Origin of the sequence: Labrys sp. (in: a-proteobacteria) (assembly GCF_047605565.1) — a bacterium.
GTDB lineage: Bacteria > Pseudomonadota > Alphaproteobacteria > Rhizobiales > Labraceae > Labrys > Labrys neptuniae.
On record NZ_JASGFM010000037.1, the window covers coordinates 14,869 to 37,020 of the forward strand.

Annotated in this window: 22 protein-coding genes; 8 read left to right on the top strand and 14 right to left on the bottom strand. The window is 63.8% G+C overall.

Features of this window, described 5'->3' with window-relative positions:
• Positions 1 to 60: 60 nt before the first annotated feature.
• On the top strand, positions 61 to 1,419 hold the full coding sequence (locus QM672_RS25345) for a PLP-dependent aminotransferase family protein (RefSeq protein WP_415085931.1): 1,359 nt from the start codon (positions 61 to 63) through the stop codon (positions 1,417 to 1,419).
• A gap of 12 nt (positions 1,420 to 1,431) precedes the next feature.
• Here the strand turns inward: QM672_RS25345 and QM672_RS25350 are convergent, their stop codons facing one another.
• The 3 genes from QM672_RS25350 to QM672_RS25360 all read right to left on the bottom strand — a co-directional run bounded on the left by QM672_RS25350 (position 1,432) and on the right by QM672_RS25360 (position 3,881).
• Entirely contained in the window at positions 1,432 to 2,085 is a 654-nt protein-coding gene (locus QM672_RS25350; protein ID WP_415085933.1) for a DUF5074 domain-containing protein, read from the bottom strand.
• 16 nt (positions 2,086 to 2,101) lie between these two features.
• Positions 2,102 to 3,316, bottom strand: a complete 1,215-nt coding sequence (locus QM672_RS25355) for a helix-turn-helix domain-containing protein (protein ID WP_367624361.1) — start codon at positions 3,314 to 3,316, stop codon at positions 2,102 to 2,104.
• Positions 3,317 to 3,653: 337 nt separating this feature from the next.
• On the bottom strand, positions 3,654 to 3,881 hold the full coding sequence (locus QM672_RS25360) for a hypothetical protein (protein WP_311941363.1): 228 nt from the start codon (positions 3,879 to 3,881) through the stop codon (positions 3,654 to 3,656).
• 296 nt (positions 3,882 to 4,177) lie between these two features.
• Between QM672_RS25360 and QM672_RS25365 the strand changes: the two genes are divergently transcribed.
• A complete protein-coding gene (locus QM672_RS25365; protein WP_367624360.1) occupies positions 4,178 to 4,561 on the top strand; it encodes a hypothetical protein in 384 nt (127 codons plus the stop codon).
• A 61-nt stretch (positions 4,562 to 4,622) separates the two neighbouring features.
• On the opposite strand, the gene QM672_RS25370 is transcribed toward QM672_RS25365, so the two are convergent.
• Together QM672_RS25370 and QM672_RS25375 are read right to left on the bottom strand one after the other, a co-directional pair.
• A complete protein-coding gene (locus QM672_RS25370) occupies positions 4,623 to 4,958 on the bottom strand; it encodes a DUF883 family protein (RefSeq protein WP_311941369.1) in 336 nt (111 codons plus the stop codon).
• Positions 4,959 to 5,147: 189 nt separating this feature from the next.
• Complete coding sequence (locus QM672_RS25375; RefSeq protein WP_367624359.1) at positions 5,148 to 5,906, bottom strand: response regulator transcription factor; 759 nt, start codon at positions 5,904 to 5,906, stop codon at positions 5,148 to 5,150.
• 434 nt (positions 5,907 to 6,340) lie between these two features.
• Between QM672_RS25375 and QM672_RS25380 the strand changes: the two genes are divergently transcribed.
• Positions 6,341 to 6,760, top strand: a complete 420-nt coding sequence (locus QM672_RS25380; RefSeq protein WP_311945240.1) for a DUF1236 domain-containing protein — start codon at positions 6,341 to 6,343, stop codon at positions 6,758 to 6,760.
• A 402-nt stretch (positions 6,761 to 7,162) separates the two neighbouring features.
• Here the strand turns inward: QM672_RS25380 and QM672_RS25385 are convergent, their stop codons facing one another.
• From QM672_RS25385 to QM672_RS25415, 7 genes are all read right to left on the bottom strand, one after another.
• Positions 7,163 to 8,041: an SMP-30/gluconolactonase/LRE family protein gene (locus QM672_RS25385; RefSeq protein WP_311945238.1), complete on the bottom strand. Its 879-nt coding sequence runs from the start codon at positions 8,039 to 8,041 to the stop codon at positions 7,163 to 7,165.
• Positions 8,042 to 8,096: 55 nt separating this feature from the next.
• Positions 8,097 to 9,023 carry a 3-keto-5-aminohexanoate cleavage protein gene (locus QM672_RS25390; protein ID WP_311945237.1) on the bottom strand — a complete coding sequence of 309 codons (927 nt, stop codon included), beginning with the start codon at positions 9,021 to 9,023 and terminating at the stop codon, positions 8,097 to 8,099.
• Positions 9,024 to 9,032: 9 nt separating this feature from the next.
• Positions 9,033 to 9,977 (bottom strand): 3-hydroxyacyl-CoA dehydrogenase, encoded by a 945-nt coding sequence (locus QM672_RS25395; RefSeq protein ID WP_311945235.1) that lies wholly within the window; start codon positions 9,975 to 9,977, stop codon positions 9,033 to 9,035.
• A gap of 28 nt (positions 9,978 to 10,005) precedes the next feature.
• Positions 10,006 to 10,785 (bottom strand): SDR family oxidoreductase, encoded by a 780-nt coding sequence (locus tag QM672_RS25400; RefSeq protein WP_367624355.1) that lies wholly within the window; start codon positions 10,783 to 10,785, stop codon positions 10,006 to 10,008.
• 25 nt (positions 10,786 to 10,810) lie between these two features.
• Positions 10,811 to 12,886, bottom strand: coding sequence for an ABC transporter permease (locus QM672_RS25405; RefSeq protein ID WP_415085940.1), 2,076 nt, complete (start codon positions 12,884 to 12,886; stop codon positions 10,811 to 10,813).
• Positions 12,883 to 14,433, bottom strand: coding sequence for a sugar ABC transporter ATP-binding protein (locus QM672_RS25410; RefSeq protein ID WP_311945091.1), 1,551 nt, complete (start codon positions 14,431 to 14,433; stop codon positions 12,883 to 12,885). Before QM672_RS25410 ends, QM672_RS25405 begins: the two co-directional genes overlap by 4 nt.
• Before the next feature lie 147 nt (positions 14,434 to 14,580).
• Entirely contained in the window at positions 14,581 to 15,705 is a 1,125-nt protein-coding gene (locus QM672_RS25415) for a sugar ABC transporter substrate-binding protein (protein ID WP_415085942.1), read from the bottom strand.
• Positions 15,706 to 15,893: 188 nt separating this feature from the next.
• Here QM672_RS25415 and QM672_RS25420 point away from each other — a divergent pair, with 188 nt between their 5' ends.
• Both QM672_RS25420 and QM672_RS25425 read left to right on the top strand, forming a co-directional pair.
• Positions 15,894 to 16,577 (top strand): GntR family transcriptional regulator, encoded by a 684-nt coding sequence (locus tag QM672_RS25420; protein WP_311945093.1) that lies wholly within the window; start codon positions 15,894 to 15,896, stop codon positions 16,575 to 16,577.
• Between the two features lie 375 nt (positions 16,578 to 16,952).
• Entirely contained in the window at positions 16,953 to 17,555 is a 603-nt protein-coding gene (locus tag QM672_RS25425; RefSeq protein ID WP_367624352.1) for a TVP38/TMEM64 family protein, read from the top strand.
• A gap of 31 nt (positions 17,556 to 17,586) precedes the next feature.
• On the opposite strand, the gene QM672_RS25430 is transcribed toward QM672_RS25425, so the two are convergent.
• Positions 17,587 to 17,742, bottom strand: coding sequence for a hypothetical protein (locus QM672_RS25430; RefSeq protein ID WP_367624351.1), 156 nt, complete (start codon positions 17,740 to 17,742; stop codon positions 17,587 to 17,589).
• Positions 17,743 to 18,146: 404 nt separating this feature from the next.
• Here QM672_RS25430 and QM672_RS25435 point away from each other — a divergent pair, with 404 nt between their 5' ends.
• On the top strand, positions 18,147 to 18,581 hold the full coding sequence (locus tag QM672_RS25435; protein WP_311945095.1) for an SLOG family protein: 435 nt from the start codon (positions 18,147 to 18,149) through the stop codon (positions 18,579 to 18,581).
• A gap of 60 nt (positions 18,582 to 18,641) precedes the next feature.
• On the opposite strand, the gene QM672_RS25440 is transcribed toward QM672_RS25435, so the two are convergent.
• A complete protein-coding gene (locus QM672_RS25440) occupies positions 18,642 to 19,358 on the bottom strand; it encodes a response regulator transcription factor (RefSeq protein ID WP_311945096.1) in 717 nt (238 codons plus the stop codon).
• A gap of 360 nt (positions 19,359 to 19,718) precedes the next feature.
• Between QM672_RS25440 and QM672_RS25445 the strand changes: the two genes are divergently transcribed.
• Together QM672_RS25445 and QM672_RS25450 are read left to right on the top strand one after the other, a co-directional pair.
• Positions 19,719 to 20,333 carry a response regulator transcription factor gene (locus QM672_RS25445; RefSeq protein WP_311945098.1) on the top strand — a complete coding sequence of 205 codons (615 nt, stop codon included), beginning with the start codon at positions 19,719 to 19,721 and terminating at the stop codon, positions 20,331 to 20,333.
• Positions 20,334 to 22,124 carry a hybrid sensor histidine kinase/response regulator gene (locus QM672_RS25450; RefSeq protein WP_311945100.1) on the top strand — a complete coding sequence of 597 codons (1,791 nt, stop codon included), beginning with the start codon at positions 20,334 to 20,336 and terminating at the stop codon, positions 22,122 to 22,124. It begins immediately after the preceding gene.
• The last annotated feature ends 28 nt before the right edge of the window (positions 22,125 to 22,152 follow it).

Here is a 22,152-nt window from a genome sequence, read left to right on the forward strand (position 1 = left end):
AGGCGTGACACATTTTCGAAATGCATAATAGTGTCATGTGACACAATTAACGAGTTTATCGTGAAGCTTGCGTCGCCCTGGGAGCCACGCCTGACACCAGGCGACGACCCGCCATTCGAGCGGCTCGCCGCGGCGCTTGCCGACGACATCGCCGCCGGCCTGATCGGCGCCGGCGACCGGCTGCCGGCCCATCGCGATCTTGCCTGGCGCCTCGGCATCGGCGTCGGCACCGTCACCAAGGCCTATGTCAAGCTGGAGCAGCGCGGCCTGGTCAGATCCCTCCACGGCCGCGGCATGTTCGTGGCAGGCATATCGGCCATGGCGACCGGAAGCATCGACCTCGGCATCAATGCTCCGCCGCAGATGTTGAGCGACAGGTTGCTGCAGGCGACATTGTCGACACTGGCAAAGCGCCTCGATGCCGAAACGTTCGGGGCTTATTCCCATCCTGCGGGGCGCCCGGAGCATCGCCGCCTGATGGCACGCTGGCTGGCCAGATGGGGCGTCGACGCCGGACCGGACCGTATAGTGCTGACCCATGGTGCCCAGCACGCCCTCGCCATTGCGATGGCCATGGCCTGTCCGCCGGGAACCCATCTGCTGACCGAGGCATTGACCTATCCGGGCGCCCTGCTGGTGGCGCGGCAGGCCGGCCTCGAGACCATTGGCCTCGCGATGGACCGGGAGGGCCTTACGCCCGGTGCCCTGGCCGAGGCGCTCGGCGCCGATCACGGCCGGCACCGGGTGCTCTATGTGACGCCCACCCTGCACAATCCGACGACGGCGACGATGGGCGCCGAACGCCGCCAGGACGTGGTCCGCCTCTGCCGTGCCCACGACGTCATCATCATCGAGGACGACGTCTACGGCATTTTCGCGCCAGCCGGCGTTCGCCCCCTGGCCTGCCTTGCACCCGAACGCACCTTCCATGTCACCAGCCTCTCCAAGGCCTTGAGCCCGGGGCTTCGCATGGGTGCGCTCGTCGTCCCGTCCGATCGCGTGGCCGAGGCGGAGGCGAGGCTGCAGGCGAGCAGCACCATGGCCTCGGCGCTCCAGGCCGAGATCATGGGGATGTGGCTGACGGACGGAACGGCGGAAGCCGTTGCCTCCTCGATCCGCGCAGATGCCGTCCGGCGCTCGGCCTTCGCTGCCGATCGCCTGCCCAAGCAAGCGGCGCTCAGGATCAATGACGGTTTTCACGCCTGGCTGCCGATGCCGGCCGAAGCGGCGGATCGTTTCGTCGCCCGTGCCGCGCTGCGCGGTGTCGCCCTGATGCCGGCGCGCGCAGCCATGGCCGATCCCTCAGCACCGGACGGTGGAGTGCGGATAAGCCTCGGCGCTCCCGCGATGGCTCAGCTCGACCAGGCGCTGGGCGTTCTCGCCGACTTGTTCCTGCCCGAGCGGCCCGTGCTCGTCTGAGCACACAGGCGTTCAGCCACGAGCGCGCTTTGCCTTTGTAGGCCGGCGGACGGCCCTGACTTTTCCGCTTTCGCCGCCACCGCAGAAGAAACGCTCGCCCCCATCGGCTTCGAGCCCGGAGACGACCAGGCCGGCCGGCATCGCAAGGCTGTCGAGGACCGTGCCGGTGGCCGGATCGACATGCCGCAATTCGCTTTCGTCATTTTCCCAGGTGGCATGCCAGAGTTCCCCGTCGACCCAGGTCACGCCGGTGACGAAACGGTTGGATTCGATGGTGCGCAAGGTGGCGCCAGTCTCGGGATCGATCTGGTGAATCTTGCGGTCCTGATACTGGCCGACCCAGAGAGCACCCTCGGCCCAGGCCAGGCCCGAATCCTTGCCGCCGCCGGGCGCTGGAATGGTGGCGAGCACCGTGCCGGTGGCCGGATCGATCTTCTGGATGCGATCCTCCGCAATCTGGAACAGATGCCGGCCGTCAAAGGCGGTGCCGGCATGCGCGGGGACGTCGAGAGCCTTCACCGTCTTGCCGCTGTCGGGATCGAGCGCATTCAGCTTGTCGCCGGAGGCGAACCAGACGTTCTCGCCATCGAAGCTGACCCCGTGTACGGCTTCGACCCCGGCGAAGGGGCCATATTCGCGAAGGATTTCTGCTGGTGTCCGTTTCATACGGCCGATCCTAGCTTTATGGCAGCGGTGCCGGGAGTAACAAGGTTGTCGCGAAACTCGGCACCGGCGGCGTCACCCAGCGGCGTGCTCTTCCACGGCCGAAGAATTGCACTTTGGCGGCCAAGGCGAGCTCGTCGAGAGCACGCTGCACGGTACGCTGGCTGGCTCCGAGTGCAAGCGCCAGGGCAGAACTGGACCAGGCCTCGCCATCGGAGAGAAATGCCAGCACCGCCGCATATTTCTCCTCCACCGGCCGGGCCAACACCAGGACCTCGCCGGTGCGGCTCGGCGCCAGCGCAAAACCGCGCTTGGTCGCATTGACGGTGGCCAGTCCCCTCAGGGTCGCACGCAGGCGACCCATTTCGACCCGCAGGCGGGCGCGATGGGACTCGTCGGCCGACTTGGCTCCGAATGCACGCGCCACCAGCTCGTCGCGCGTCACATCGCGGGGCCAGGCCTCGCCGAGTGCACGGACGAGGGCGAACAGCACCGGTCGCCGGGCAAGCGAAGTCGATTTGTCGCCATTGCGCACGACATGGCGGCAGGCATCGATCATGAAGGCTTTCGACATCTGCAAAGCCTCGACTTCATCGAGCAGGACCGGGCGTTCGCCGCCGGCCCTGATCAGGCGGGCCGCCGGCGTATCCAGGATCAGCCTGGCGCTTTCGACTTCCGCCGCCAGCGCCGGGATTGCGGCCTCGCTTGCGGCCCGTTCGGCCCGTGCCAGCGCCGTACGGGCCTGCCGGGTCTCGAGCCGACGCATCGCAATGCCGGCAACCACCAGGTCGTGGGCCGTCCTCAGGGCCGGCGGCAGCGGCGCGGGGTCGAAATTGGCAAGTTCCGCCTCGGCGGCATCCAGACGCCCGATCAGCAGCAGGCGCCGGGCTTCGAGATATCTGGCATGAGCGGCATTCACGCGATCGCCATGCTGCTCCAGCGTCGTGCGTGCGGTATGGAGGGCCTTGGCGGGCCAGCCGAGGTCACGCGAGACGAAGGCGATTTCGGCCTCGGCGACGATGCATCTCGCGCGCGCCACGGCTTGCCTGGCGCCGAAGGCGCGCGCGGCATTTCGGATCAGGGTTCGGGCACGGTCGAGGTCGCCGAGCTGCGCCATAGCGATGCCCCGCAAGGCCAATGCCGGCGCGTCGTCACGCAGGGCAACCCGGTTCAGGGCGCCGAGCGGGTCGCCGGCAGCGAGCGCACGGGCCGCGGCCGTCATCAGCGAGTCCATTCGAATCCCGCCAAGCTTGTCACTCCCATCATCCGCTGGTCCCGGACTAGCACGAAATGCCAGATCTTATCGAGAACACCATGAGTGCCGTCATGAGCCTCATTATGGGATGGCGCATCGGATGCCGGGTAATCGGCGCCGCCGGCCATTCCGAACGGTCTGCAGCCGGGGACTCATTGCAGCCTGAACGCCGCCGGCTGACCGCGATCCTACTGGTGAGCGGCCTGCTGGATCTGCGCAACATGGCGGTCGTCACGGCGGGCATCACCGTCCAAACGCCTCGCACCAAAGGGCCCGCACCCGGATGCTCGCGCCGGAGCTTCCGTGCTCGCATGTTTCAGGTCCTGCGGCGCGCGGTGAAAGCAGGAGGATCGCTGGCGGGAAAGGACTCGTCGCTCGCCTCATCGACCGCGTCCCACGGATCTTCGGGCTGCGCTGCCATGTCCCGGCGCCGGCCGGCCGCTTTCAGCGCCCCGACTTCCTGGCGCAATCGATGATTTTCATCCAGCAGCTTGGCAATAGCGACCAATCCCGCGAGTGAAGCCAGAAAGCCAAGCCTGCGCATGTTGTTCTCCTTTGCAAGCCGCAGATCCTGCTCGAAGGCCGCGGCCTCGATATCGAACTGTCCTGGCGCTGAACCTGCGAACCGGGTTCATGGTTCCCGCCGGCACCACAAAGCGGCCCGGGCTTTGCTCCACTTCGTCGCAGGCAGGAAACCTTTGTTGTCCGCCGCCGTTTCGCCTCCGACAACCATCGAGGTGCCGATCCATGCAAGCTTACGACGTGCGCGCCCTTTTTTCATTTGCCGATAGGGCGAGTCGGCTGGATAGGAGCGATCCATGGCTCGATCGCGATATCTGCTTGAGCCTTCGTTATCTCAATGGCCGCATGTTCGCCGATTGGCTGGTCGTCCTGCCCGACCATCGCCTGTCGTCCGCCGATGGTTCGCATTGTGGCGAGCCTGACGCGCTCACCACCTCCATCGATGCTGTCGAGAGGCTTCGGCGCTGTCTGCTGCCCAGGAGCAGGCTGAGCGTCAGGACGCTCGATGGCCATGCGGAACAGTTTCAGTGCCAGGTACAGTTTGGCGTCGGCACACGTGACACCGGCAGGGCGATCGTCGCCAGTTCCGAGCCTTGTGCCCGGCTGGCGGCCCTCCTTCACGCCTTCGCAAGTTCGACGCTGGGCTGGCCGGAGCCTGCAAGCGAACCAGCCAGACTGCGCTTTGCCCTGGTTGACAAATGAGCGAGCCTGACCGGAAACCGCTGCAGGACGTCGTGGCGGCGCCTGCTCGATAGACAGAAGGTTAGCGTCGCTCGTTCCCGAGCAGGGTCGCACCGACGAAGAGCCCAACGACGAATCCCAGAATGCCGGCCGAGGACAATATCGTCGCGGCCGTGCCGGGATGTTCCCTCGCCGCATCGGTCACGGCATGCGCCTGCTCGCGGGCCTGCTGGAAGGAGGCTCTCGTCTGCCCTCTGGCCCGATCCACGGCTTCGGAAGCCGCTTCGCGTGTGCGTTCCAATGTCTCGGCACCGCGATCCGCGATGGATTTGCCAAGCGCGCTGATTTCCTTGCGGAGATCGGCAATCTGCTTTTCCAGTTCCTTGCGCACATCGTCCGAGGAGATCGAGTCGGCCATCTTGTTCTCCGTTCTGGTGATCCTTGACGGTGATGGTGGATACCTGCACCGCCCTTGCCCATAACGCCCGATCAGGCGGCATGTTCCCGACACCTCACCGGCAGACAAAAAAGGCTCCCATAGGGAGCCTTGCCGTCTTGCGCATTCATCCAGGCACGAACGCGTTTTGCTCGAGCCGAGGCCCTGTGCTTAGTTGAACAGATCCTTGGTCAGGATCGCCACTTCCGTGCGATTGCGCGCCTTGATCTTGCGCATGATGTTGCGGATGTGGATCTTCACCGTGCTCTCGCTCATCTCCAGCTTGAAAGCGATGATCTTGTTGGACTCGCCACGGCGTAAACGGTCGATGACGTCAATCTGCCGCTGGGTGAGCGCCTGGCCGAGTGGCCCCTTGTCCGCAGCCGGCATGGGCGCGGCCTGCGCCGCCAGGAGGCTGCTGACGGGGACGAACTTCTCTCCTGCCTGAACCAGGCGAATGGCGGCGGCCGCCATGTCCAGATTGAAGGTCATGCCGACGAAACCCTGGGCACCCTGTTCGAGGCTGCGACGGACCAGAACAGGGTCCTCGACATCGGAGAGTACGATGATCTGGCTGTCGGGAGCCTTGGCCTGCAACCGGGCAATGTCGTCGCAAATGGCGCGTTCTGTCGCGCCGTCCCCAGTCGCGCACAGCAATATCGTCACGGGGGCGGCAGGGTCCGTCGGACGCCATTCGTCGACAGATCCATAGCCGCTCGTGCTGCAGTTCAATTCGGCTTCGGCGAGGCAGCGCGCCAGGCAGTCGCGGATCAGCGTTGCGGCGCTGATGATGAGGATCGGGATCGTCGCGACCCGGGGTGTGATGATCGGACCGGAAACGGGAGTCGGCCGCATGGCTTCATTGCGCAGTCTTGGCAGACGGTCGACGTCGACGCTCCTATAGGCATCGGAAAGCACGGCAGCACCCATTACCATATTACCTTAAAATAGACTGCCGCTATCCAGCAGATCTCCAAACTTCATGGAGCCTTAGGGGTAATTTCATGCTGCGGATGTGCGATTTCGCACATACGACGCCGGCAGATCATCCGCTGCGATGACGAATCCGGTTATGCGCACGACACTCGGACAACCATCGGCGCACGTCTGCGGCCGCAAGACACAACGGCTGCGCGGCGACAAGAATTTCCTATCTACATATCTCAAAAAACTTGGAATTCATCAGAATACTTCAATGACACACATTTACCGGAAATGTGTCATCATTAAGAAATCAAAGATAATTTTGCGACGCGTGCCGTAATTCCTATTTTCATCAAAATTATATGGGAACAATTGCAGCCATGGGTTGTTGTATTGCTCATATCTGGAGTGGATACACTCGATAACCACGGAGAAAGGTCATGACAAGCAGGTTGATGAACTTGATTGGCATATCTTTGGTGGCGCTATGGCTGCCGGCCGCTGCCCAGGCACAAGGCGTGATGGGCGGAGCCCAGGAAGGGGCGGAACGCGGCAATGACAATGCCGGGCCGATCGGCGGTATCGTCGGCGGTACGGTCGGCGCCGTGACAGGCGGCATCAACGGGTTGCTGGGGATCGAACAGCGCCCCCGCTTCCGCAAATATGTGATCGAGCGGCATATCCCCTCCTATCGCTATGAAGAACCTCTCAATGTAGGCGTCGTCCTGCCTGAGGAGGGCGTCGAATACTACGACGTACCTGCCGACTATGGCGAAGTCCGCTACAAATATACGGTCATCAATGATGAGGTCGTGTTGGTCGATCCCGGCACCCGTCGGATCGTACAGATTGTAGAGTAGCATCCGGGTCTGCGGGTGGCTCGTTCACTTTAGCCACCCGCAATAGACATCGAGGTCTTCCGGCTGCTGCAGATGCAGGGGTCGGAAGACTTCGATGTCCGTTCAAGGCAAGCCGATAAGTCATCGATTTAAGAATGTAAAATATCAAATTGATGTATAAAGATTTTTTAAAGAATTAAACCAAGGATCTCCACCCTGCTCGGATAACGAAAAGTCTTGCCCAGCGGCCCATGAGTCCGCCGGCTGGGCCAGCTTATCGGCGCGGGATCATCCTCGTCCTTAACTTCAGCAAGCTGGCCGCCAGCCAAGAAAACGACACTCGTCGGCAACGATGCAGGCTGGCCCCGCTTGCGGCGAAAGCTGCTGGTTGGGGCCGTCCCGTCCCGCCGTTTTCCGATCCCTTCACCCGCCGAAGCGCGGTTCGGGAATGCCCCTTATGCCCAAATCATGGATGGCGAACAGGCTGCCTCGCAGCACGCCGTCACCCGGGAAGCGCGGCAAGGGTGGCTTGGCCATCGAGGTCACATAGAGCACGTCGAGATCGGGGCCGCCGAACATCACGCTGGTGACCTTCTTGACCGGCATCTCGATCACCCGGTCGACGGAACCGTCCGGCCGGTAGCGTACCAGCTTGCCGTCATAGACCAGGGCATTCCACAGGCAGCCCTCGGCGTCCACCGTCGAGCCATCGGCCGCGCCACCGCCGGAGCCGTCGACCTTGGCGAAGGTTCGTTTGTTCGACACGCTGCCCGTATCCTGATCGTAATCATAAGCCGAGATCTCGCCGGACCAGGTGTCGGTAAAATAGAAAATGGTACCGTCCGGGCTCCAGCACGGCCCGTTCGAGCAGATGATGCCGCTATCGAGCCTGGTGACCTTGAAATCCGTCGACAGGCTGTAGAGCGCCCCGTTCGGCCCCTCCTCCATCGTGTCCATGGAGCCGGCGACGAAGCGGCCGCGCTTGTCGACCTTGCCGTCATTGATGCGGTTGTTGGGCAGATCCGGCTCGGGATCGTGGATGAGTTCGACGTCCCCGGTCTTGAAGTCGAGGAGGTGGAAGCCGCGCGCCAGCGAGACGACGGCGCCCGAGCCATCCTTGCGCAGCGCCATCGAGCCGATCTTCTGCGGCACGTCCCAGGCCCGCAGTTCCCGGCCGTCGGCAGTAGCACGGAAGACGCGGCCGTCGAAACTGTCGATCCAGTAGAGGCGCTGCTGCTCGACATCCCAGAGCGGCCCCTCCCCCAACGTGGTCTTCACATCCAGCAGGACTTCGATACGCATGCTTGTTCCCTCTCCTTCAACCGTTCTTTGGTTTTCAGCCTCCCGGCGGCCTGCCTCAGAAATTCACGGCGTGGCCGCCTTTCAGGCCCAGCATTTCGCGGGCCTCGTCCGGGGTCGCCACGGCAAGGCCGAGACCTTCGATGATCTGGCGGACCCGGGTGACCTGCTCCGCATTGGAGCGGGCGAGCACGCCCGGCCCGTTCCAGAGCGAATCCTCCAGCCCGACGCGGACATTGCCGCCCATCGCGGCCGCCATCGCCGCAATGTTGAACTGGTTGCGCCCGGCACCGAGAACCGACCAGCGATACTGGTCGCCGAACAGGCGGTCGGCCGTGCGCTTCATGTGCAGGACGTCGTCGGGATGGCCGCCGATGCCGCCCTGCAGGCCGAACACGGTCTGAATGAACAACGGCGCCTTCACCAGGCCGCGATCGAAGAAATATTTGAGGTTGTAGAGATGCGCCGTGTCGTAGCATTCGAATTCGAAGCGGGTGTCGTTGCCGGCGCAGGTGGTCAGGATGTGCTCGATCTGCCCGAAGGTGTTGCGGAAGATGATGTCCTTGTTGGCCAGATAGGTCCGCTCCCACTCGTGCTTGAGATCGGTGAAGCGATCGAGCATGCCGAACAGGCCGAAATTCATGGAGCCGAGATTGAGCGAGGCGACTTCAGGCGCGAAGGTCGCCGCCGGCCGCACGCGTTCCTCGATACTCATGGTCGGGGCGCCGCCGGTGGTCAGGTTGATGACGCAGTTCGAGCGCTGCTTGATCTGGGGCAGGAACCGCGCAAAGGCCTCCGGCGTCTGGTCGGGCTCGCCCGTTACCGGATTGCGGGCGTGCAGATGCACGATCGCCGCGCCGGCTTCGGCGGCGCCGACAGCCGCATCGGCGATTTCTTCTGGCGTCACCGGCAGATGGGGCGACATTGACGGTGTGTGGATGGCGCCCGTTACGGCGCAGGTGATGATGACTTTATTGCGGGCCATACCGTCTACTCACTTTCCAATGTCCTTGGCGGCTTTGCGCTTGTGGGCGCGGAGAGCCATCAACTGGCGATCGCGCCATTTCTGGCGTTCGCCGAGCTTGTCGCGTGGCAGAAGGGCGCTACGCTCGGCTTCGATGCGCTCCATCACGGGGCCGGCCCAATCGACGCGGTACTGCACCGACGGGAAGATGTTGGCGTAGATGCCCTGGTAGCGCTCGGCATAGTCACGCACGCCCCCGGGCGCGTTGAGGTCGATCGTCTCGAACGGCCCCATGAAGGACCAGCGCAAGGCCAGCCCGTCGCGCAGGCCGATATCGATGTCCTCGACGCTGGCGATATCGTCGGCAACCAGGCGGAACGCTTCCTCGAGCAGGGCCCCCTGCAGGCGGTTCATGATGAAGCCGTCGATCTCGCGCTTCATCACCAAAGGCGACTGGCCGCAGCTGCGCATGAAGTCGGCAGCCTTGGCCATGGCCTCCTGCGAGGTCCAGGGCGAGGGACAGACCTCGACCGCCGGCACCAGATAGGGCGGATTGATCGGATGGCACACGAGGCAGCGCTGGCGGCCGGGCAGATGCTCCATGAAGGCGGAAGGCAGGATCGCCGAGGTCGAGCTTGCCAGCACCGCCTTGGCGGGTGCCAGCCTGTCGAGATCGGCGAACAGGGTACGCTTCAGTTCGACCTGTTCGGGCGCATTTTCCTGGACGTGATCGACGTCATCGAGCGCCACTGCAAGATCGGCCTCGATATGGATGCGCGCCTTAACCTCGGCCGGCTCGGAACCACCCAATAGGTCGTTGGCGGCCAGATCCGGCAGCATCTCCTCGATGAAGGCCAGGGCTTTCGGCAGGGCGTCGGCGTCCTTGTCCCAGAGCCTGACTTCGTGGCCGGCCCTGGCGAAGGTGATGGCCCAGGCGCGGCCGATGAAACCGGATCCGATGATGGCTGTCTTCATGGGGATGTTCCCGACTGAGAGGGGGCGCTCACAGGGATTCGACGTTGCCGTCGACGCCCAGGGACTGGCCGGAGATGTTGATGCCGGCCGGCGACAACAGGAAGAGGACCATGGCCGCAACATCCTCCGGGCCCGTCATGCGGCGCAGCGAGATGCGATCGAGATACTGCTTCTCCATCGCCTCATAGGGCACGCCGACCTGCGCGGCGCGGTCGCGGATCACCCCCTCCATGCGCGGGCCTCGGATGATGCCGGGCAGGATGGCATTGACGCGAATGCCCGAGGGGCCGAGTTCCTTGGCAAGGCTCTGGGTGAAGCCGATCACCCCCCATTTGGCAGCCGAATAGGGTGTGCGATAGGCATAACCATAGCGCCCCGCCGCCGAGGACAGGTTGACGATGGCACCCTCGCCGGCCTGCTTGAGCAGGGGCACGCCATGATGCGTGCACAGGAACTGCCCTGTGAGGCAGATGTCGATGGTGCGGCGCCAGTCAGCGGGCGCGATCTCCTCCACGCCGCCTGTCGGCCCGGCAATGCCGGCATTGTTGATGAGCGCGTCGAGGCCGCCGAGGCCCGCTTTTACCTCATCGAACAGCCTGGCCACCGCCTCCTCGTCGGAGACGTCGCACAGGCTGGCGCCGTGTCCGGGATGGGCGCTGCGGAAATCGGCAAGATGATGCTCGGCGACATCGCACACATGCACCCTGGCACCGTTGTCGATCAGGAGGTCGGCGATGGCGCGGCCGATGCCGGAAGCTCCGGCGGTGACGAGAACCCGAAGACCGGGCTTGAGGACAATTCCAGTCATGATATTTCCTTGTATGGCAATATGTTCAGGTGTTTTTCTCGCGCAATGTGATAACCGCGCAAAGCACGACCACGCCATAGAGAATTGCGCGTGTGGCATAGGGAAGCGTGGTACCGGCGAGCAGGGTCTGCAAGGCCGTCAGCAGCAGCACGCCGCCGATCATGCCGATATAGCGCCCTCGCCCGCCGGTGATCAGTGTGCCACCCACCACGGCGACGGCGATGGAAGGCAGGAGATAGTCATCGCCCATGCCCAGGCTCGCCTGGCCGGAGAAGCCGGCGAGGAGGCAGCCCACGAGCGCCGCGCAGAAACCCGACAGCATATAGACCTTGACGAGGGTCGCCCCGACGGGAACGCCCGAAAGCTCGGCGGCACGCATGCCGTTGCCGATGGCGTAGACACGCCGGCCGAAGGCCGTGCGACCCAGCAGGATCGTGGCAACGAGCACGAACAGGATGACGAGGGGGACGATCGGTGTCATGCCCATCACCTGGCCGGTCATAATCCAGCGCAGGCCGGGGGCCGAAAAGCCGTCGGGCGTGCCGCCGGAATAGACGAGCGCAAAGCCTTGCAGGATGCCGTTCATCGCCAGGGTCATCACGATCGGCGACAGACCGAGGGCCACGATGCCGAGACCGTTCATGAGGCCGATGAACGTGCCGATCCCCAGAGCCAGAGGCAGGGCATAGAGCATGGCGCTGTCAGATCCCTTCATCAGGCCGGCACTGACGATGCCGCAGAAGGCGATCGTCCATGGCAGCGAGAGGTCGAGGCCACCGGTGAGGATCACGCTGCCCTGCCCGAGCGCGAGAATGGCCAGGAAGCTCGCCAGCACGATCAGCGAATTGTAGTAGCCCCATGACAGCAGGGTGCTGCCGAGCACGAACTGGCTGACGACGAGAACGATCGCAAAGCAGGCAAAGGCCGGCAGGACGGTGCGCAGATCCTCCTGGCGGCGGATCCAGAAGCTGGGACGCGCGACTTGAGATCGTGCGGCTCGAGCGGGCTCGTCCGGCAGCCGCAGCCGCGTTTCCGGCAGGGTCAGCTGCCGAGGCAGACGCCCCTGACGCCAGGCCGACAGGCGATGGCCGCCGAGGCGCAAGGTCGAGGCGAGCACCGAGGTGCGGGTGATCGAAGCGCCCAACACCGCCAGGATCAGGATGGTGCCCTCGACCACGGAGGAATAGAAGGCCGGCACGTTGAGGACGAGCAGGATGTTGACCACCATCATCAGCACATAGGCGCCGAAGATGGTGCCGACCGGCCCGCCGCGCCCGCCGCCCAGCAAGGTGCCGCCCACCACCACCGCCGCAAACATCTGCAGCAGCATGGGATTGCCGACCAGCGGATCGCCCGAGCCGGTCTGCGCGCTGATGAACACGCCGGCCAAACCGTAGAGCCCGCCGGCCAGGACATAGACGAAGAACTCGCACAGGCGGGTGTCGAGACCTGCTGCCCGCGCCGCGTCCCGGTCCGAGCCGATGGCATAGATCGCCTTGCCGAAGATGGTGTTCTTGAGGAGAAACCAGCCCAGCACCAGGAGGACGAGCATCAGAACCGGGCCCGGCAGCCAGTCGGGGATGACGTCCGCCGTGAAGAAGGCACTGAACCCGGCGGGAAGCTGGCCACCCGGCTTGTCCATCACCAGCAGCGTCACGCCCTGCAGGATGAACATGGTCGCAAGCGTCACGACGATCGGCTGAAGACGCAGGAAGGCGATGAAGAAGCCGTTGAAGGCACCCGCCGCAGCCCCGATGGCGATGCCGGCGCAGGACCATAGGAGGATGCTGGATGGATCGTCCTGCATGTGGCTCGCCAGTGTGACGTTCACCAGCGAGATCACGGCGGCGGCCGACAGGTCGAACCCGCCCGACAAGACCACGACGGTCTGGCCGATCGCGGCCGTTGCCAGCGTCGCCCCGCCCGTGGCGATGGTCGAGATGTCGTAATAGTTGAGGGATCCGCTGACGAGGCGGATCAGCCCGAGGCAGACCAGGAAAGCCGCGATGGCGATCAATGTGCCTCGATGGCGCGCCCAACGCAGGACCGCGCGCCTGGGGGGCGACGGCTTGAGGGACATATCGGCTTGGGCCGCGCTCATGATGCCTCCCGGATCGTGGCAGCGCTGCCCAGCGTGGCGCGCAGAATGGCGTCCTCGGAAATCGCGGGGCCGGTGAGATCGGCCGCAACCTTGCCGCGATAGAGCACGAGGACGCGATGGGCGAGATGGTCGAGCTCGGCGATCTCGGTGGAATGGAACAGGACGGCGCCGCCCGCGGCGGCATATTGCTGGATCAAGGCGTAGATCTCATGCTTGGTCCCGACGTCGATGCCGCGGGTCGGATCGAACAGCAGCAGCACGCGGCTTTGCGCGAACAGCCATTTGGCGATGGCGATCTTCTGCTGATTGCCGCCGGAGAAGGACTTCACGCTGGTCCACAGCGCGCGCATCTGCACGTTGAGCCGGCCGAAGACCCGGGCGACATCCCTCTCCTCGCCGGCCTCGTCGATCAGGCCGAACCTGGTATAGCGCTCGATCACCGGCAGGGAGACGTTGCGCTGCCCGTCGAGCTTGAGGAAGAGGGCTTCGGTCTTGCGGTCCTCGGGAACCAGGCTGATGCCGATGCGCGCCTCGATGGCGTCGCGCGGGGAAGTCAGCGTCACCGGCTGTCCGTCGATGCGGATCTCGCCGCGATATTCCTCCATGCCGAACAGGGCCGAGAAAAGCTCGAGCTGGCCCATGCCCTGGAGGCCGGCGACGCCGAGGATCTCACCTGCGCGCAGGTCGAAGCCGACGCTTTCGAGCCTCTTGTGTGTATTGAGGCCGTTTACCGAAAGCACGGGATCGCCGGTCAGCGCGGGCACCGGCGGCTTGGGCGGGAAGGAGCGGCCGAGCTCCCGGCCGGCGATCATGCCGATCAGGTCCTCGTCGGCGACATCGGCAAGGCTGGCGGTGGCGATATGCTTGCCGCCACGCAGGACCGTGACGCGATCGCAGAAGGCCCTCACCTCTGCCATGCGGTGGGAAATGAAGACGACCGTGACGCCATCGCGCTTCAGCCCGTCGATCAGGCCGCCCAGCCAGTCGATGTCCCGGCCGGAGAGCGTGGAGGTCGGCTCGTCGAGAAGGAGGATCCTGGGGCGGCGAAACAAGGCGCGCGCAATCTCGATCTTCTGGCGCAGGTTGAGATCGAGATCGCGCAGGTCGGTGTCGAGGTCGATCGCCGCAAGGCCGATCGCGTCCAGATGTTCAGCCACCTGGCGGCGGGCCTCGGCGCGGCGGATCTGGCCGAGCAGGGTCGGCGGATAAGGCAGCAGCATGTTGTCGAGCACCGTCAGGTCCTTGACGATGGTCAATTCCTGGAAGGCGGTCTGGATGCCGAGCCGATGGGCCGCGCGCGGGCTGCCAAGCATGGCCTGCTGGCCGAAGATCTCGAAATGGCCCGAACTCGGCAGGATCAGGCCGGACAGCAATTTGACGAGCGTCGACTTGCCGGCGCCGTTCTCGCCCAGCAGGGCATGGGTCTCGCCGGCGCTGACCTCGAAGGAGACGCCGTCGACGGCGATGGTCGGCCCGAAGGAACGGCTGATATCGCGGGCCGCGACCGCCGTTTTCGGCAAAGCCGTCTGAACGGATGGGGATGACATGCGAGCCGGTCCTGAACTCATTTGCGGTATCTGCGCGCCTCATCCTGACCGGGAGGCTCACATCGAGACCAACAAGGTGTCTCTCCCTCTCCCGCAAGAGGAGAAGGAGAGTCTCGGATTTGGACGAGGGCGCGGACCGCCCTGCCTTCAATTCTCGGGCTGGCCGACCAGCGCCGCCGACAGCCCGAGCTCGGGCGTTTCGGCCGAATAGATCGAGGCGAACCAGCCGGGGTTGGAAACCAGAGAGGGCTTGAAGGCGTTACAGCCGGCCTTCATCTCCGCCCAGCTGCCTTCCTGGCAGAGCTTGATCGTCTCGTTCGTCACGATCGGCAAAGGCAGCACCGTGTGCTTGGGAATGTCCTTGCCATCGAGCTTGGCGACGGCAAGCTTCAGGGCCAGGCCACCCGAGTAAGGCGGCGAGGCATAGGAAATTCGGGGCGCAGCCATCGGGGTATATGTGCCGTTGACGCCTTCGACCTCGGTGCCCACCGGCAGCATCTGGATGCGGCCGCCATTCGAGCCCTCGCCGGCACAGGGCTTGAGCTTATCGGGGGTCGCGCCGGCCTCGATCTGCATGGTATTGGCGGTATAGCAGCCCACCTGCATCCACAGCCCGTCGATCTCGTCCCATTTACGGGTGGCCATGATCTTGGACAATTCGGTGCGAGCCACCGCCTGGCTCCACATGCCGACGGCTTCGTTGACGATCTTGATGTCGGGATATTTGGCAAACACCTCCTTGGCTGCCTTGGTGCGCAGCGTATCGACCGAGGTGCCGGGCACGCCGGTGATGGCGATGATGTTGCCCTTGCCGTTCAGTTTCTTGGCCAGCCATTCGGCCGTGACCCGCCCTGCCTCGGCCTGGTCGATCGTGACGTTGTAGGCGCAGGGTTCGGTGATCTCGCCATCATAGGCGATCACCACCACGCCCTTGCCGCAGGCATTCTTCACGGCCGCATTCAAGGCCGTGGGCGAGATCGGGAAAACAACGATGGCCTTGGCACCGGCCTGGACCATGGCGTTGATCTGCTGGATCTGGCGCTGGGCATTGGGGCCGGCGACCTGGACCTGGAGATCGACCTTGTCGGCCATCTCTTTGCTGGCGGCCATGGCCTTGACCATGTTGGCGGCCTCGCCCTGCCAATCATTGCCGATATAGCTCATCGACAGATAGATCTTGTATTTGTCCTTGGCTTCGGCCTGCCCGCCAAGGGCGCATAGGCCGAGCAGTCCCGCGCCCAGCAGGGCAGCACCGCGCTTCACCAGTCCCATTCTTCCCTCCCTGTCAGCCCGCTTCGTTGCGGCGGGCACTTCGACTCGTTGATAAGTCAGCTTCTGTGAGCTACTTTTGATCATAAATCAAAGATCAGAATTTTAGCAAGCCCGGTGACGCTTTCTTGGAACGGCGAACCGACCTACAAGACGAGAATCCCGTCCCGGGATTGCAACGCGGAGGTGTCATGAGCGAAATCAGGTCCAAGGCGCGAGAACCGCTCTCGGTCGTCCGCGTGCAGCGCGCCACGATGCAGGAGGACGTCTATCGCCAGGCCAAGGAACTGATCCTCAATGGCGACCTGGCGCCCGGCCAGTCGATTACCATCCAGTGGCTGGCGGATGCCTTCGGCGTCAGCGCCATGCCGGTGCGCGAGGCCATTCTACGCCTGACGGCGGAAAAGGCCCTCACGGTGGTCGCCGGGCGAAGCCTCGGCATTCCGCATCTGACCCGAGAACGATTGGCCGACCTGACGCGCACTCGCCTGGAAATCGAAGGATTGGCGGTATCCTGGGCCGCGCCCAACCTCCAGCCCGCAACACTCGCCCGGCTGGACGAACTGGTCGAAGAGATGGACAACATCAAGCCGAACAAGGAAGCCCGGAAGATCTATCTGCGCGCCAACCGGGCGCTGCATTTCGAGATCTACCAAGCGAGCGGCTCGGAGACACTGTTCGGCATCATCGAGACCCTCTGGCTCCAGGTCAGCCCCTATTTCAACCTGCTGCAGGAACGCGGCAATTTCGTCGTCTCGAATAAACACCACCGTATCCTCGTCGACGCACTGCGATCGGGAGATCGGGATGGTGCGGTTCGTGCCGTCCAGGCCGATATCGGCGACGCGGCCGATATTCTCGAAACCATTCTCTGACCGGCTGTGTTCCAGAGAGGGACCAGCCTCTTGCCGGTCCTAACCCTTTGTTTCGATGTGCATTTGCGAATCCTGGCAAGGTTGTCGGATTACAGGACGCCTTGGCGCCGGTACTTTCACGGCTGTGTCACATCGTCTGACAATAGTGTGCACCCATGCCGCAAATCGGCGGCATAGCAACCAACTTTTGACCCGGCGCCCGACACGCCGGGTTCTTTGTTGGCACGAGGCATGATCGGCATGCTGCCTGGATGCCGGCATCGCTTTCACATCCGGCCACAGGCCGCGTGAATGTCTCTTGAGCAAAAGCCATCGAGGTTGCATCCTGCCCGAGACACGATATGAACGGCGAACGACACCGGGACTGGTTTGGGCATGCAGGCGGATCTATTGAGCTTTGCCGGCGAGTGGGGAGCAGCCTTGATGCTGCTGCTCTTCTTCGTCAGTGCGGTCTCGCTGCTGCCCCGGCCCGCGCTTTGCATCGTGGCCGGTTCCGCCTATGGTCTATACGGCATCCCGCTTGCCCTGATCGGATCCATCCTCGGCGCATCCGTGGCTTACTGGCTCGGCCTCGCCGTTGGTCGCCGCTACGGGCACCGGCTCACCCGGCGCTGGCGCCTGCTCGAGCCGCTTCGTGAAGCTGTTCGGATAAGTGGCTGGCGTATCGTGCTTTTATGCCGTTTCGCGCCGATTGCGCCATCGAGCCTGGTGAGCTTCGTGTTCGGCTCGACTTCGACCGCCTTCGGCCCGTTCCTGATCGCGACCGGGCTTGGCATTCTGCCCGGCATCGCCCTGCAGGTCGCTGCCGGTGCGGGACTGCGCGCGAGCCTCGATGGACAGCTGTCGGCGCTGCAGATCGTCACTTTCGGCTTAGGCCTTTGCGCCGGCCTGGCGGCTCTCCTGTTGCTGGGGCGCAAGCTGCGGCAGGTCCTGGCGACCTATCAGCGCGAGCCGGCGGGCGAAGAGCGGATTCGGTAACGCTCAATCATGGATGCTGACGGCCGGTGCCTCAACCGCGCCTTCTTCGCCGGATTGTGGTGGCTACTACGCCCACCACCAGCAAGCCGGCCACTGCCAGGGCCATGATGCCCGTCACGCGGATGGCCGCCAGGGCGAGTATGATGGATGTCAGAGAGTGAATGAGGGCGTCGGCGATACTCAGCAAGGGCGGCGGATACCAATGGAGGGGGGGGTGAATGACAGAGATCAGATCTCGATGACACCGCCAGAGTGGCATGAGAGTTGGGCGCTGATGGGGCACTTTCACGACGAGACTCGCCTTCGCTCGCCTTGCCTTATCATGCGGTAGTGGGCTCCGGACAATCGGATCACACCCCTGTCACGCCGGTGGCTGATCTAATGGCGGGCAAGGAAGAGCCAAGAGGTTTGACCCGAACCAGATACAGGCCGGTCTTCGGCCAACATGCAGGTTCGGTATCAAGGATCACGGCAGGACCCGCGACATCCCCCCGGGAGATCGGGGAAATTCTGCTCAAGAAAATGCATCAACGCGAAGAAGAATAGAGAAACTGCGCTTCAAAGCGGTCACAGGTCCGGGCGGTGGCACTCATGACGATCGACATGCACAACAGACATCTCTCGCTGCTGCAGCCTTCCGGCGAGAAGATCCCGCGCCTGCCGCCAGGCAAGCCCAGAACCGTGCTCGTCTGTGGTGATGACGAGACCATCGATGAGCAACGCGTCTTCGCCATCCTGGACCGCCTGCTGGCGGATGAGGGAGAATTTCGTATCGTTCATGCCGGCAAGCGTGGCGCTGACCTGCTGGCAACCAAGTGGGCCGTCGCCCATCGGGTCAGGTCGATTGTCGAGCGCGCGTCCTGGCTCAGATATGGCACATCCGCGGGACCGCTGCGCAACGAGCACATGCTCAATTTCTACGAGCCCTTCGTGGTGATTGCTTTTCCGGGCGGCAAGGATTGCGCAGATCTGGTGGCGCGAGCCCGACGATCCGGTGTCCGCATCGTCGAGGCGGTTGCCTTCTGAAGCCTGCAACGCCCCGATCCCGGCGACCGGAACCGAACTCGGTTGCCCCTTCCGATTGGATCAGTGGGCGTCGCCGTCAAAAAGATCGTTGGTCATATAGGCGATTTCCGTGCGATTGCGCGCCCGGATCTTCTGCATGATGTTGCGGATATGCACCTTGACGGTGCATTCCTCCATATTGAGCTTGTAGGCGATGATCTTGTTGGACTCGCCCTGGCGCAATCGCTGGATCACCGCCAGTTGCTTGGGTGTGAAGGCCGCCTGCCGAGACACGCCTTCGTCCTGGCTTTCCTCTCCGCTGAAACCAGCCCGTGACTTCGACGGCAGCAGGCCGCTTGCCGGGACGAAGATGCCACCTGCCGCCACCAGGCGTATAGCCGCCAGGGCAACATCGAGGCTGGAGCTCATGCCGATATAGCCCCGTGCCCCCTTGCCGAGAGCCGCCACGACCAGCCGGGGATCCTCGATGTCGGAAACCACGATCACCCGAACGTCACCGCAATGTTGGGCCACAAAATCGAGATCGAGCCCCACGACCGCCTCGGTTGCCTTCTGACCCGTGACGCAAAACAGGACAATGCACGGGCCGTAGCCTTCCTCACTCTGGTGCCAATCCGCCAGACTGGCATATCCCAGGGCAGAAAAGGCAGGGGCAGCAGAGACGAGGCTGTGTATCAGACAGCTGCGGGTGAGTTGCTTGTCATCGATGACGGCAATCGTCCACGGCGCGCCCTGCCGGTCGTGTTCGGGAGCATGGGAAGTGGGGATCGGTTCCACGGGAGGAGTCTTTCAGCAAGAAAATGGACCATGAGAACTTCGGCAGCGAATTGCCGAAGTACATAGTGCGCCCCCCTGTCACGCTGGCTACCATTGGGAATGCAGCCTGCTTGGCCCGGATCGGCGATAGATCGACGAGGTGAAAACCTCAACCATCCGATTCTCTTGCGGCAAGCGCCTTAGCCGCAATCGGCCGGCAAGCTCGTCGTGAGACCAATCCCGCCAAGTTGCTCCACTCAACTCCAACCCGTTGGTCAAAGCGACTTTAGAAAACTCTTAGCTCATTTTCCATAGTCTGTCTTGGACTAGTCTGCATGGACTAATGGTCTAAGGTCGGCAACTAGCCTAAAGTAGGGTGTCATGCACGCCCCATCGCCGCTGCACTTACTCCTGATCGATGATCACTCGCTCCTGCGCGCCGGCTTGCGCCTGGTGCTCGAGCAAGGGCTGCCGCACGCCATGATCCGCGAGGCCGCCTCGATCGCCCAGGCCATTGCCGAGGACCAGATACGGCCTCATGCGGTATTGCTCGATATCGAGATGCCCGGCCTGAGCGGCATGGAAGGATTGGCCGTGTTCAGGCGACGCTGGCCAGGCGCACCTGTGATCATCCTCACCTCGCATGACGATGTCGGCACTCGGGCGGAGGCCCTCGCCAAGGGCGCGGCGGCCTTCCTGTCTAAGGCCGAGCCGACCGATCGTATCGTCGCGACCGTCGAAAGTGCCCTGCGAGGAGAGACGGCCCCCAGCGAGATCGCTCATCCGCTCGCCAGAAGCCAGGCCCAGCTCACGCCGCGCCAATACGAGGTTCTCGACCAATTGGGCCGGGGCTATTCCAACAAAGTGATCGGGCGCCACCTCAACCTGTCGGAAAACACGGTACGCGTGCACGTCCAGGCCCTGCTGGCGGCTTTCGACGTGGCGAGCCGGGCGGAGGCGGTGGCCACGGCCCGCGAACGCGGCCTGATACGCTGAATGGCAGCGCTCCTGTTCAAGCCGGTTCCCGCCCGCATCGCTGCGGAGCAGCTTCGCTTCATGCTTGGCACGGCTCCGTTTGCCTTCATCATCGGCGGCATCGGCAATGCGGCGATGGCCGTCATCTTCGCCCTGAATGCCCCCGTGCTTCCCTTGGCGATCTGGGCAGTCTGCGCTTTTCTTCCCGTGCCTTTTCTGCGCCTGCTCGCCAACCGCTTCCGTGACAGTCCGGATCCTGTTGCCGAGGCCGGTCGCTACCAGCGTTATGCCGTCCTGCTTGCCACGGCGATCGGCGTCCTGCGGGGCATATTGCCCTGGATCGCCTTTGATCAGGCTTCGCCCCTCGCCATCGCCCTGCTTCTGTGTTTCATGGCCGGCATCCAGGCTGGCTCCCTCTCCTTCATGGCGCCCGTGCTGCCGGCCTTTGTCGGCTATTCGGTCGTGTTCATCGCCATGCTCTCCCTCAAATTGGTCACGCTCGGCGATCCCATGTATTGGGGCATGGCGATTGGCAGCATATTGTTCTGCATCGCCATCATCGCTTCGGCGCGCAGCGCGTCGCAGACCTTCCAGAAATTGGCGGAGCTGCGGTTCGAGAACAACGAATTGGTAGAGCGCCTGCGCCAGGAGACGGCAATCGCCCAGGCCGCCCGCCTCGAGGCCGAAACCGCAAACCAGGCCAAATCGAAATTCCTGGCTGCCGCCAGCCACGATCTGCGCCAACCCATCCATGCCCAGGGCCTGTTCCTGGAAGTGCTCGCCCGTGGCCAGTTGACGGCGCAGCAACGCGAGATCCTGGACAATGCCCGCGCCGCCTCGAGTGCTTCGGGCGACATGCTCAACACGCTGCTCGATTTCTCGCGGCTCGAAGCCGGCGTGGTCACGGTGAGCAAGCGCTGTTTCGAACTCCAGCCCCTGCTCAACAGGATCGGTACCGAACTTGCCCCGTCGGCGGATGAAAAAGGCATCGTCTACCGTCAGCGCGATACCGATGTGATGGTGGAATCAGACCCCGCACTGGTGGAGCTGATCCTGCGCAACCTGATCTCCAACGCCATTCGCTACACCGAACGCGGTGGTGTGTTGATCGGCTGCCGGCGCCGCTCCGACCAGGTCCATGTCGAGGTCTGGGACAGCGGCATCGGCATCGCGGCCGACAACCAGCAGGAAATTTTTCGAGAATTTCATCAGCTCGGCAATCCCGAGCGCGATCGCCGCAAGGGGCTCGGCCTGGGATTGGCTATCACCGAGCGTCTCGCCCGGGCCGCCAATCATGAATTGCGATTGCGCTCGGTGGTTGGCCGCGGCAGCAAATTCGCTCTTATTCTGCCTCTTGCAGCCGGGCAGTCCGGCATGCAGGCCGATCCCGAGCCGTCCGCGTTCGCGAACGACCACACGACGCTGGGCACACCGTGCCGGATCCTCGTGATCGACGACGACGAAGCCGTTCGTGAGGGCATGTTGCGCCTGCTGAAAACCTGGGGCGCGCGGTGCGAGGCCGTGGAAGGCATCGAGCAGGCGCGGCTTTGCCTCGACCGCATGGCACCGGATCTGGTGATCTGCGATTACCGCCTGCGCGAGCAGCGAACCGGCGCGGAAGCGATTGCCATCCTCCGGGAACGGATCCCCGACCTGCCCGCCATCCTCATCACGGGCGACACCGCGCCCGAGCGGCTACGCGAAGCGGAGGCCAGCGGCATCCCCCTGCTGCACAAGCCGGTTCTGCCAGCCGCCCTCTTTGCCAGGATCCGCAGCACCTTGCCGCCTCGAGCAAAGCGGGCCCATGGCTGAACGGCGCTGGTGCCGGCCTGCACTCCCT